The sequence below is a fragment of the Rarobacter incanus genome (assembly GCF_006715765.1).
Taxonomy (GTDB): Bacteria; Actinomycetota; Actinomycetes; order Actinomycetales; family Cellulomonadaceae; genus Rarobacter; species Rarobacter incanus.
In genome coordinates this window covers 671,886-684,166 of the sequence record NZ_VFNV01000001.1, presented here as the reverse complement: position 1 = coordinate 684,166, position 12,281 = coordinate 671,886, and the positions used below count along the sequence as shown (strand labels likewise).

The window sequence follows — 12,281 nt, the reverse complement described above, 5'->3', positions numbered from 1 at the left end:
CGTCTCGATGGCGGCGTTGCTGGGGCATTCGGACAGCGTGCTGCGGGCCCTTGAGGACAGCTTCCCGGCCATCGATTTTCATGTCCGGGGCAACGAGTTTTCCTTGCGCGGTCCCCGCGATCAGGTGCCGGTGGCGGCCGGTCTCATCGACGAACTGGTCGAATTGGTCCTGGCGGGCGTGGCCCTGGACCCCGACGTCGTGCGGCGTTCGGCCACCATGCTCGGGGGCGACCGGCCGATCCGGCCGGCCGAGGTTCTGAGCATGGATATCGTATCCAACCGGGGCAAGTCCATCCGTCCCAAGACCGTCGGCCAACGCCGATACGTCGACGCGATCGACGCCAATACGATCACCTTCGGTATCGGCCCGGCGGGCACCGGCAAGACTTACTTGGCGGTCGCCAAGGCGGTGCAGGCCTGGCAGGCCAAACAGGTCAGTCGGATCGTCCTGACAAGGCCCGCGGTGGAGGCCGGTGAGCGCCTCGGATACCTGCCCGGATCCCTGACCGAGAAAATAGACCCGTACCTGCGCCCGCTGTATGACGCGATGCGTGACATGATGGACCCGGACCTTTTGCCGCGGCTGATCGAGCAAGGCACCGTGGACGTGGTTCCGCTCGCATACATGCGTGGGCGCACCCTCAACGACGCCTTCATCATTCTCGATGAAGCGCAGAACACCTCAGTCGAACAGCTCAAGATGTTCCTGACACGCCTGGGCTTCAACTCGCGGATGGTGGTGACCGGGGACGTGACGCAGGTGGACCTTCCCGGCGGGATCGCCTCGGGGCTGCGCACGATCGAGGACGTGCTGATGGGAGTGGACGATGTGGCGTTCTGCCATCTGACCTCCTCGGACGTGGTGCGGCATCGGCTCGTGGCGGACATCATCGACGCATACGGCAGGTGGGAGGTCACATCAAGTGATGGGCGTATCAATCGTGTTTCTGGTCGGAGGTAGTAGCGCGCGTGGGCGTTGAGGTTAATAATGAGTCCGGATTCGAGGTGGACGAGGCGGAGTTTTCGGCGCTCGCGCAGTACGTGATGGCGCAGATGCACCTGCACCCGCAAACCGAACTCGCAATTGTCTTTGTCGACGCCGACGCGATGACCGACTTGCATGTCAAGTGGATGGACGAGCCCGGCCCCACGGATGTCCTATCGTTCCCCATGGACGAACTGCGACCGGGCTCGGAGGCGGAATCTGCTCCCGAGGGCCTGCTAGGAGACATCGTCTTGTGTCCCGAGGTGGCGGTGCGCCAGGCGCAGATCGCCGGTCACTCGACGGTCGAGGAACTACTGCTGTTGACCACCCACGGCATCTTGCACCTCTTGGGTTACGACCACGCGGAGCCGGAAGAGGAACGCGAAATGTTTGCGCTGCAGCGAAAACTGCTGCTCACGTTCTTAGCGGGCAGGTGAATGGCCGATGAGTGACGCGCCCATAGCAGTCCTGCTTATCGTGACGATCCTTGGCAACGCCATGGCGGCCGCCCTGAGCGCCGGAGAGGCGGCGGTTCTGCGCGCGTCGCGCACGGCGGTTGCCGACGCCGTGGCCCGCCACCCGCAGCGCAGATCGCGCATCGAGGCGATCATGGCCGATCCCCAACGCACCGCCTCAGCGGCCGCGCTCGTGCGGGTCATATCCGAGACTATCGCGGCAGTGTGCCTCACCATCGCGGTGTCGGGATTGGTCAGCTCCTGGTGGCTCGTCCTTGTCATCGCGGGGCTCGCCTCGGTGCTGTTTGCCCTGGTGTTAGTGCGTTTGAGCCCGCGTACGGTGGGCCGCAATCGCCCGGGACGCACCCTGGGCTGGGCCAGCGGGATCCTGCGGGTCGCGCTGACGATTGCGAAGGCTGCGCCGTGGGCGGTCGCGACCCGTCCGGGCATCCGCGAGGGTGGACCCGGTGGGGAACTGGTCGAAATGGTCGACCGGGCCGAGGAATCGGGTGCGATTGAGGAACTGGAACGCGACATGCTGCGCAGCGTCGTGGAGCTGTCCAACACGATGACGCGCGAGGTCATGGTCCCGCGCACCGACATGATCGTGATCAATGCCGAAGAAACCCTGCCGCGCGCGCAGCGGTTGTTTCTGCGGTCGGGCTACTCCCGGATTCCCGTGATCGGAGATTCCACCGACGATTTGCTGGGCGTGCTGTACTTCAAGGACGTGGTGCGCGTTCTGGACGAGGGCTCATCCCGCAGCGGCTCCAGCGCGCACGAACGCCAGGTCAAGGAAGTCATGCGTTCGCCCATGTTCGTTCCCGAATCGAAGCCGGTTGACGCATTGCTGCGCGAATTCCAGGCTTCCTCGTCCTCGCATGTTGCCTTGGTCGTGGACGAATACGGCGGGATAGCGGGCCTTGTCACCGTCGAGGACACGGTCGAGGAGATCGTTGGAGAACTGGTCGATGAGCACGACACGGCCGCGCCCGAGGTCGAGGATCTCGGTGAGGGGCGCTTCCGCGTGCCCGCGCGGTGCCCCGTTTCCGAGCTAGGGGAGCTTTTCGATATCGAGCTTGACGACGACGATGTGGACACCGTGGGTGGCCTGCTTGCAAAGGCTTTGGGACGAGTCCCGCTCCCCGGTTCGCAGGCCGACGTGAGCGGAATCCACTTGCAGGCGGAACGCTCGGAGGGGCGCCGCAAGAGGCTTTCGACGGTAATAGCATCGCTTACCGCTGTGCAGGCCCGGCCCGACCAGTCCCCGCTGCCCGACCACGAAACGACCGGAGACCGCCATGAGTAAGCCAGCGCATCGATCAGGGTTTGCGTGCCTGGTCGGAAGGCCCAACGCGGGCAAATCGACACTGACGAACGCTCTGATCGGGGCCAAGGTGGCGATCACGTCCGGCCGTCCGCAGACGACGCGACACACGGTGCGGGGAATCATCACCCGGCCCGATACGCAACTGATCTTGATCGACACGCCGGGGCTGCACCGGCCCCGCACGCTCTTGGGAGAGCGTCTCAATACCTTGGTAACCGACACGCTCGCCGAGGTGGACGTGATCGTGTTCTGCCTGCCTGCCGATCAAAACGTCGGTCCGGGTGACAGGTACATAGCCCAGCAATTGGCCGATGTGGCGCGCGCTAGGCGGGGCCCCAAAGTCGTTGCGGTTGCAACCAAGGCCGATCTGGTGGATCGCGACCGCCTGGCGCGCCACCTGCTCGACATCGACGCATTGGGACCGTGGACGCATGTGATTCCGGTCAGCGCCCGCGAAGGCTACCAGGTCCAGGCGCTCGCGGACCTGGTCATAGGCGAACTGCCCGAGGGGCCGCAGCTGTATCCCGATGGGGAGCTCACGGACGAACCCGAAGCGGTCATGGTGGCCGAATTGGTGCGCGAGGCGGCGCTGGAAGGCGTCCGCGATGAGCTGCCACACTCGCTGGCGGTTGTGGTGGAGGAAATGGGCCTGCGGCCCGGTAGGGACGAGCAGCACCGGCTGGTCGACATCAGGGTCAACCTCTTCGTCGAGCGCCCGTCGCAAAAGGCCATAGTGATCGGTCGCGCGGGATCGCGGCTGCGTGAGGTGGGTAGCCGCGCGCGGCAGGAGATCGAGGCCCTGCTGGGGGATCGAGTCTTTCTCGACCTGCACGTGAAGGTCGCCAAGGACTGGCAGCGCGATCCGAAGCAGCTGAGTCGGCTCGGCTTCTAACCGGCGGGAGCGGGGCGCGGTTCGTGGGATGAATGTTGGTGCGTGATGCGCAGTTGCGCTGGTCCCCAAATGCGGTAATCCTTGAAGCTATCTGTGTGCACGGCCGACACAGGTTCGCGAAAGGACCAGACCATGTCACAACCCATCGATCCAACCGCTTTGGGACCGCAGGACGCTGCGAATCCGCACGCACCAATCGACGTTCTTGCGGCCATAGCAAACTCCCGCCCCGACCTGCACGCGGCGCTTGCGACGAATCCCGCGGCCCCTGCGGACCTGCTGCAGTGGCTCGAGCGCCAGGGCAACCCGCAGGTCCTCGATGCCCTCGCTCGGCGCGCCGCGGCGCCCGTTGGGCCGGTTGCGTCGGCTGCGTCGCCCGCTGGGCCGGTTGCGTCGGCTGCGTCGCCCGCTGGGCCTCCTGCGTCGCCCGCCGGGCCTCCTGCGCCGCCCGCCGGGCCTCCTGCGCCATCGAGCGAGCAGGCGTGGGCGCAGCCCGGAACGCCTGACGCGGGCCCGCTGGGCGGCCCGGCATCGCCCGCTGTCGGCCAGTGGGCCGAGTACCCTCAGCAGTCCCCCGCATTCGCAACCGGGACGCCGGTGGGGGAGACGCGGGCCTCGTCCCAATTCCCGGTGCAGGCGGAGGGCGCCAATCCCCCCAAGAAGTCCAAGGCACCCGTCATCGTGGGACTCAGCGTCGTCGGTGCGCTGATAGTTGCCGGCGGAGCCTTCGGTGCGTACAAGCTGCTGGGCAACAAGGCGGGCGCTGCCAGCCCCGCGGCCTCCCTGGAGCAAACCGTTGACGCCCTGGCGAACAACGACGCCAAGGGATTGCTGGCAAATGTCTCGCCGGTCGAGGTTTCGTATGCCAACTACATAGTCAAGGCAATCGAGCAGCAATTTGCGCAGGTGCCGGCCCTGAGCGAGGTGACCGCGAATGCCAAGCCCGAAGACGTGGCCGGATTGTATGCGCTGAGTGCGTCGTCGATGAAATACTCGCAGTCCACCGTGGTGGAGGGCGAGACCTCCCGCGCGACCATCGACGCAGGCACGATCGAAGTCGACGTGGATGCGGATAAGACGGTGGCCTTCGTGAAGAAGAATGCGCAGGCCACGGGCAAGGTTGCCTCCGCATTCCGGACCCTGGGCGGACAGGACGTGGGAACCGACGAGTCGGCGTTCACCGCCGAGGACGAGGCCGACCTGCGCGAATCAATCGCGAAGGAGTTCCCGGCAACGATTCAGATTTCGGGGAAATCCGTGACATCGACGCCGAAATCGGGTGAGGCAACCACCTCCGAGGCTCCCAATGGTGTGTCGGTCATTTCCGTCAAGGAGGGGAGCCGTTGGTTCGTCAGCCCCGTCTTGACTGCCGTGGATTACGCCTACGCCGAATCGGATTCGTCGGCGCAGCGAGGATCGATCGCCGATGTTGCAAAGCGGAAGGGGGCGGACTCTCCGCAAGCGGCCGCCGAGGCCTACGTCGGTGCCGTGAACTCTGCGCTGTCGTCGTCCCACTCCCTCGACGCGTTGGTGCAGGTTCTGCCGACCGCCGAAGCGCGCGCCATAGCGTTTGCGGGTCCGCAGGCATTGAATATCTCGGAACTGGAAAAGTCGCTGGGGAGTGTGCCTCCGATCGAGATCTCCAATGCGACATTCGAGCAACGCGGGCAGGACGATGGCCTGGCCCGGCTCAAGCTGGCGACGGCGGACGTGAAGGTTACGACATCGGGGGTGAGCATCGAGGGCACCTGGGCGGGGGAATGCCTCTCGTCTCCGGCTTTCGCACAGTACCTGAGTCGCGAGAAATTCTGCCTCGCGGACGATGAATTCAAGGGGCTACGCGCGCTGGGAATCGACGATCTCTCACTCGTGGCGATCAAGGAGGGTAGCGGTTGGTACATCTCAACGCCGGTATCTGCCTACGATGCGATCGCGGTCGTCTTCGTTCACCTGTACCAATTGGCCGACGCAGGCACCCTCAACGCCCAATGGTTCTCCGACAACTTCGCTGGCCTCCAGCAGCTTTTCGGTGGCACATCGGCTTCCGCTTCGTCGCTTGAGGACCAGCTGAGCGGGCTTGACGATGACGAATCGAATTCCGATTCAGAACCACAGGACGGGACGCTCCCGAGTGCCGACGACCCGGACGCGGATGATTCCGCTTCGGACCTCGGCGTCCCGGACGATTCGGGCGACGCATCCGTCTCGTCAGCGTCACTCGAATCGGACCTGACGCAGGCGCGCAAGGCGGCGGCGAAGTACCTTGCCGATTCGAAGGACATCATCTGGCCCGATGCGCAGGAACTGGCCGACTACGGCTTCGATGCACCCAGCGACATGTCCATCGCGTTCATGGCGTACACCGGGCCGAAGGACTACTGCATTGGGGGGTACCAAATGCCCAATGCGACGACGTTCGTGCAAGGATCGATCGATGCCCAAGGCAAGTACTACGCCGACACCATGATGTGCGGCGCGTAGTCGGCGCGACACGCGGACAGCGGATGTGGGACCGACGCGAGGACGTCGGCGCCACACCCGCTGCCGCAAACGGGGTAAACTTGATACATGTTCGCGCGCCGAGAGGTTCTGCTACTTCTTCGCCGCGACGAGGTTTGATCCGCCGGACCCTCGTCGCGGTGGCAGGTGTGCCCGGCTGACAAATCAATCTCAGCCAAAGGAATGTTTCATGTCTAAGCCTCAGCGGGCATCGGGAATGCCCACCCACAAGTACCTCCCATTCGACCAGCAGATCTCCGTCGATCTGCCGGATCGGACGTGGCCCGACAAGCGCATGACAAAGGCGCCACAATGGTGCGCGGTCGATCTGCGCGACGGCAACCAAGCACTTATCGAGCCGATGAACGCCGAGCGAAAGCTCCGGATGTTCCGGATGCTCGTCGAGATGGGCTACAAGGAAATCGAGGTTGGTTTCCCGGCGGCGTCGCAGACGGACTACGACTTTGTGCGGATGCTCATCGAGGGGGAGTTGATTCCCGACGACGTGACCATTCAGGTTCTGACGCAGGCCCGCGAACACCTGATTGCCCGCACCTACGAATCGCTGCGCGGCGCCAAGCAAGCAATCGTTCACCTGTACAACTCGACCTCGATCTTGCAGCGTGATGTCGTATTCGGCAAGGACATGGACGGGATCGTCGACATCGCCGTCGAGGGCGCGAAGCGCTGCCGTAAGTTCGAAGAGACTATTCCGGATACCAAGATCTTCTACGAATACTCGCCGGAGTCGTACACCGGCACGGAACTGGAATTCGCGGTCCGGATCTGCAACGAAGTCATGGGTGTCTTTGAACCGACACCCGATCACAAGGCGATCGTCAATCTGCCCGCGACGGTTGAGATGATCACGCCGAATGTGTACGCCGACTCGATCGAGTGGATGTGCCGCAACCTGCGCAACCGCGAATCTCTCATCGTTTCCCTGCATCCGCACAACGATCGCGGCACAGCGGTGGCGGCCGCGGAACTTGGGTATCTTGCCGGTGCTGACCGCATCGAAGGGTGCCTGTTTGGAAACGGCGAGCGAACCGGAAACGTGGACCTTGTCACTCTCGGAATGAACCTGTTCAGCCAGGGCATCGATCCGGAAATCGACTTCTCACGCATCGACGACATCCGCAGGACGGTCGAAGAATGCACCCAGATCAACGTCCACGAACGGCACCCCTACGCGGGGGACCTGGTCTTCACAGCCTTTTCGGGTTCGCACCAGGACGCGATCAAGAAGGGACTCGAGCGTCTCCAGCAGGCGGCCACGGCCAACAACGCATCGATAGATGACCTGGTGTGGGCGGTACCGTACCTGCCGATCGATCCGAAGGACGTCGGTCGCAGCTACGAGGCCGTGATCAGGGTGAATTCACAGTCGGGCAAGGGCGGAATTAGCTATCTGCTGCGTTCGGAACGCGATCTGGATCTTCCTCGCCGCTTGCAAATCGAATTCTCGCGGGTCGTTCAGCACGTCACCGACGACCAGGGGCAGGAGCTCACAGGCGACGACATCTGGCGCATTTTCGCCGACGAGTACCTGCCTGCTACCCCGGCTTCGGATATGGAACCGTGGGGACGCTTCCGGTTGCGAGGCACGCGCGCTGTAAGCTCTGACGAGGGCCCGGACACGCTCGAAGTGGACCTGGTCGACCAGGGTGCGGAGCTTAACCTGCGTGGTACCGGCAACGGACCGATAGCCGCATTCGTTGACGCCCTGGAGGGTCACGGTGTCCACGTCAAGGTCCTCGACTACGCCGAGCATGCGTTGTCGGCTGGTGGGGATGCGACGGCCGCCGCGTACGTCGAATGCGAGGTCGGCGACGGAGACGTCCTGTGGGGCGTCGGGATCGACCCATCCATTACGACAGCGTCGCTCAAGGCCATCATCTCGGCGGTAAACCGGCGTGGTCGCAATAGCTAATCTCCTGATCCGCGATGGATGGATGCGTTAGTGCCGCTCTTTCGCGATGAAGGAGTGGTGCTGCGCACCCATAAGCTGGGTGAGTCCGACCGGATCATCACACTGCTGACCAGGGACCACGGGAAGGTCCGCGCGGTGGCTAAGGGTGTGCGTCGCACCGCCTCTCGGTATGGAGCGCGCCTTGAACCATTCATGCACGCGGATGTGCAGTTCTTCATCGGGCGCGCATTGGACACTGTCACACAGGTGGAAACGCTCGACGCGTTCGCCGGCCCAATCAGTCGCGACTACGAGAAGTTCACGGCCGGCACGGTAATACTTGAAGCCGCCGACAAGATAGTGGTGGCTGAGCGTGAGGCGGCTAGGCCGCAGTACTGGTTGGTTGTGGGTGCCCTGAAATCACTGGCGACGGGAACGCACGCCCCGCGATCGATCCTGGATTCCTACCTGTTGCGCGCTTTGGCGGTGGCGGGCTACGCGCCCACATTCGATAGGTGCGCCAAGTGCGGCAGCGCCGGTCCGCTCACCGGATTCTCGCCGGCGTGGGGAGGCGCGGTGTGCGCCAAGTGCCGTCCGAGCGGTTCGGCCGCGCCGGGCCGGGAAGAATTCGCGCTCCTGGCAGCGCTGCTCACGGGGGAGTGGGACACCATCGACCGCGCCGATCAGCGAGATGCCCGGCGAGTGTCGGGCCTCGTTGCGGCGTACTGTCAATATCACCTGGAGCGCTCCCTTCGGTCGCTGCCACTTGCCGAATCGATCGCCCCGACTAGTGGAGACAAGAACACATGACGCCACAGGCATTTGAAAAGCCGTTCGCTCATCCCTCGGGAGCCGAAGCTCCCTCGATCGACCCGGCACTCGTCCCCAGGCACGTCGCCATTGTGATGGACGGAAATGGGCGTTGGGCCAACGCCCGCGGCCTGCCCCGCACCGCGGGGCACCAGGCCGGGGAGGCGGCCCTGCTGGACGTCGTCGCTGGCGCCATAGAAATGGGGGTCAAGTACGTGTCTGCCTATGCGTTCTCGACCGAGAACTGGAAGCGTTCCCCGGAAGAAGTCAGATTCTTGATGGGATTCAATCGCGACGTCATCCGCAGGAGAAGAGACCAACTGAACAGTTGGGGGGTGCGCGTGCGCTGGTCCGGGCGCGAACCGCGCCTGTGGCGCTCTGTTGTTTCAGAGCTCGAAAGGGCCGAAGAGCTGACCCGCGCAAACGATGTTTGCACCCTGACCATGTGCGTCAACTATGGAGGTCGCGCGGAGATCACCGACGCGGTCCGGGCGATAGCTGACCGCGTGGCCCGCGGCGAGCTCAAGGCGAATCGAATCTCGGAAAAAACGATTCAGCACCACCTGGACGAGCCCGACATCCCCGATGTCGACCTGTTCTTGCGAAGCTCGGGCGAGCAACGGATCTCTAACTTCCTGCTTTGGCAGTCCGCGTATGCCGAGTTTATCTTCCTGCCCGAACCCTGGCCCGATGTGGACCGAAGGCACCTGTGGCGCGCCATCGAGGAATACGCGGGGCGCGAGCGCCGCTTTGGGGGAGCTGTCGATCTGGCGAGCCAGTGAGGTGCGCTGCCGCCACGCGTTGATCCACCGGATAACACAAAAAACAACGAGAGCGGGGCCCGAACCATTTCTGGTTCGGGCCCCGCCCGTGTTGTGTAGAACGGCTAACGATGAATCGCTAACCGGCTACGCGAATCACTTGCAAGCGTCGGTGCAAGAAGCCTCAGCGAGCTTCAGACGCGTTGCGTCGTTCGCGTAAGCCTGGAGGATGTTCGCCTGGGTGACCGAGACCGGGGTCAGGTAGTCAGCCGGGACGTCGATGGTGCCGTTGTTGGCGGAACCGTTCGACTCGAACGCCTTGCCGTCCTTGGCGAGCTCGATCTGCTTCAGAACAGCGTCAACCAGACCGCGGGTGTCCTTGTAGATCGTCTGGTACTGCTTGCCCTCGGCAACAGAGGTGACCGACTCGTCCTCGGAGTCCTGGCCGGTTACGACGGGGGTGTCGAGACCAGCGTCGGTGGCCGACTGGATGGCCGCGCGACCCAGGGTGTCGTTCGGGGACAGGATGCCGTCCAGCGGCTCAGACTTGTAGAAGCCCGAGATGATGGCGTCCATACGCGTCTGCACCTTGGCCGGGTCCCAGCCCTCGGTTGCGACCTTGTCCTGCGTGGTCTGGCCGGACAGGATCTTCAGCGTGCCGTCGTCGATCTTCGGCTGCAGAACGGACATTGCACCCTCGAAGAACGGCTTCGAGTTAGCGTCGTCGTTCGAACCGGCGATCAGCTCGATGTTGTACGGGCCCGAACCCTTGCGAGCGGCAAGACCCTCAAGGAGCGCCTGGCCCTGGAGCTCGCCAACCTTCTCGTTGTCGTATGCAACGTAGAGGTCAACAGCCTTGGTTTCCTTGATCAGGCGGTCGTACGCGATGACCTTGACACCCTGGCTCTGAGCGTTCTCGACCTGAGTCGAGAGCTGCGAACCGTCAACAGCACCGATAACGATGACCTTAGCGCCCTGCTGGATCATCGACTCGATCTGCGACTGCTGCTCGGAAGCACCGTTGTTTGCGAACTGCACAACGGGGTTGTAGCCAGCGGCCTTCAGGCCTTCGTTGAACATCTGCTCGGCTTCGACCCAGTTCTGCGAGGTCTTCTGCGGCAGCGAGATACCGATCGTTGCGCCGGCCTCGAAGCCACCAGCAGCAGCGCTGGTGGTGTCGCCGCCAGCGGCGGACGTCGTGGAGGAGGAGCTTCCGCCGCCACAACCGGCGAGCGCAACAGCACCCACTGCTGCCAGTGCCGTAAAGGCAACTGCGATTTTCTTCATGGGACCATCTTTCGGTTGTGCACCACCTGGTAGCGGTGCGGTTTGTGTCGAGAAGCTGTTGAGCTTCTCCGGGATTGAAAGTGTGAGGAGGTTACTACGCGGCAGCCTTTGCCTTGTCGCCACCCTTGAACGCGCGTTGAATCATACCAACGATCGACGGCTTACCCTGGGTCTTCGAGTAGATGTCGAAGGACACGGCTGCCAGGATAACAAGACCCTTGATCATCTTCTGCCAGTCGGCGCCGACGCCGAGCAGCTGGAGACCGTTGTTCAGGACGGCGATGACCAGACCACCGATGATGGAGCCGACCACGGTACCAATACCACCGGAGACCGCGGCACCACCGACGAAGACGGCCGTAATGGCATCGAACTCCCAGTTCGTTCCGTCCTGACCACCGGAGGCGCCGGCCCGACCGATGTACATGATGGCGGCGATTGCTGCCAAGAACGACATGTTCGTCATCGTCCAGAAGTAGGTGGCGCGGGTGTTGATACCGGAAAGGGCTGCCGCTGCGCGGTTACCACCAACGGCGTAGACCGCGCGGCCGAACGGGGTGCGCTCAGTGATGAGGTAGTAGATGATCGTCAGAACGGCCAGGATCAACCCGGTAACGGGGAACGACAGCTTATCGGGCTCGCCGTATCCGAACAGGTAGACGGCGTAGGCGATGACGATTCCGACGAGTGCGACGCGGACGATCGGAACCCACTTCGGGCCGCGGGCGGTGTTGAGCTTAGCCTGCTTGGCTGCCTTGCGAATTTCGCCGAAGATAACTGCCGCGAACGCGATGATGCCCAGCAAGAGAGTCGAACCGTTGATAGCCAATCCACCGAAGTTGGGCAGGTACCCACCACCGATGAACTTGATCTGCGCGGGGACGGCCGTGGAGACCGAGTCACCGATGTACTGGTTCAACCCGCGGAATAGGAGCTGGCCGGCAAGGGTGGTGATGAACCCTGGAACACCGACGACGGCCAACCAGAAACCTTGCCATGCACCGATGACGATACCGATGGCAAGACCGATCAGAATACCCATCCACCAGGTGATTCCCCAGTTCTTGATCGACAGGGCAACCACGATACCGACGACCGCTGCGACGGAACCGACCGAGAGGTCGATCTGCCCGATCACGATGACCATCAACATACCTAGGGCCATAACGAGAATGTAGGCGTTACCGTTGAGGATGTTGGCGGCGTTGGTTTGCGTTAGGACCTTGCCGTCTGTCTTCCAGTGGAAGAACAGTGCCAAAACGACCAGCGCGAGGAGCATGCCGTACTGACGCACGTCATTCCCGAGCACCTGCTTCAAAGACTTCATCGTCGAACTTTCTTTCCGTTGAG

General features: G+C 63.2%; 10 protein-coding genes. 8 read left to right on the top strand and 2 right to left on the bottom strand.

The window, feature by feature from the left end; translation table 11 throughout:
- The first annotated feature begins 7 nt into the window (after positions 1-7).
- The 8 genes from FB389_RS02875 to FB389_RS02840 all read left to right on the top strand — a co-directional run bounded on the left by FB389_RS02875 (position 8) and on the right by FB389_RS02840 (position 9,665).
- Positions 8-961 carry a PhoH family protein gene (locus FB389_RS02875; protein ID WP_142113461.1) on the top strand — a complete coding sequence of 318 codons (954 nt, stop codon included), beginning with the start codon at positions 8-10 and terminating at the stop codon, positions 959-961.
- Positions 962-969: 8 nt separating this feature from the next.
- Positions 970-1,422, top strand: coding sequence for an rRNA maturation RNase YbeY (ybeY, locus tag FB389_RS02870; protein WP_142111273.1), 453 nt, complete (start codon positions 970-972; stop codon positions 1,420-1,422).
- A 7-nt stretch (positions 1,423-1,429) separates the two neighbouring features.
- Entirely contained in the window at positions 1,430-2,749 is a 1,320-nt protein-coding gene (locus tag FB389_RS02865; protein WP_142111272.1) for a hemolysin family protein, read from the top strand.
- Positions 2,742-3,662 (top strand): GTPase Era, encoded by a 921-nt coding sequence (era, locus tag FB389_RS02860; protein ID WP_142111271.1) that lies wholly within the window; start codon positions 2,742-2,744, stop codon positions 3,660-3,662. Before FB389_RS02865 ends, era begins: the two co-directional genes overlap by 8 nt.
- A 132-nt stretch (positions 3,663-3,794) precedes the next feature.
- Positions 3,795-6,143, top strand: coding sequence for a variant leucine-rich repeat-containing protein (locus FB389_RS02855; protein WP_142111270.1), 2,349 nt, complete (start codon positions 3,795-3,797; stop codon positions 6,141-6,143).
- A gap of 208 nt (positions 6,144-6,351) precedes the next feature.
- Positions 6,352-8,094 carry a 2-isopropylmalate synthase gene (gene leuA, locus FB389_RS02850; RefSeq protein WP_142111269.1) on the top strand — a complete coding sequence of 581 codons (1,743 nt, stop codon included), beginning with the start codon at positions 6,352-6,354 and terminating at the stop codon, positions 8,092-8,094.
- 30 nt (positions 8,095-8,124) lie between these two features.
- Positions 8,125-8,883, top strand: coding sequence for a DNA repair protein RecO (recO, locus tag FB389_RS02845; protein ID WP_142111268.1), 759 nt, complete (start codon positions 8,125-8,127; stop codon positions 8,881-8,883).
- A complete protein-coding gene (locus FB389_RS02840) occupies positions 8,880-9,665 on the top strand; it encodes an isoprenyl transferase (RefSeq protein ID WP_142111267.1) in 786 nt (261 codons plus the stop codon). The genes recO and FB389_RS02840 overlap by 4 nt, the downstream gene beginning before the upstream one ends.
- A gap of 135 nt (positions 9,666-9,800) precedes the next feature.
- On the opposite strand, the gene FB389_RS02835 is transcribed toward FB389_RS02840, so the two are convergent.
- Together FB389_RS02835 and FB389_RS02830 are read right to left on the bottom strand one after the other, a co-directional pair.
- The gene (locus tag FB389_RS02835; protein WP_142111266.1) at positions 9,801-10,931 is read right to left on the bottom strand and encodes a substrate-binding domain-containing protein; all 1,131 of its coding nucleotides are present in this window, start codon (positions 10,929-10,931) and stop codon (positions 9,801-9,803) included.
- Between the two features lie 94 nt (positions 10,932-11,025).
- Positions 11,026-12,258 (bottom strand): sugar ABC transporter permease, encoded by a 1,233-nt coding sequence (locus FB389_RS02830; protein ID WP_142111265.1) that lies wholly within the window; start codon positions 12,256-12,258, stop codon positions 11,026-11,028.
- Between the last annotated feature and the right edge of the window lie 23 nt (positions 12,259-12,281).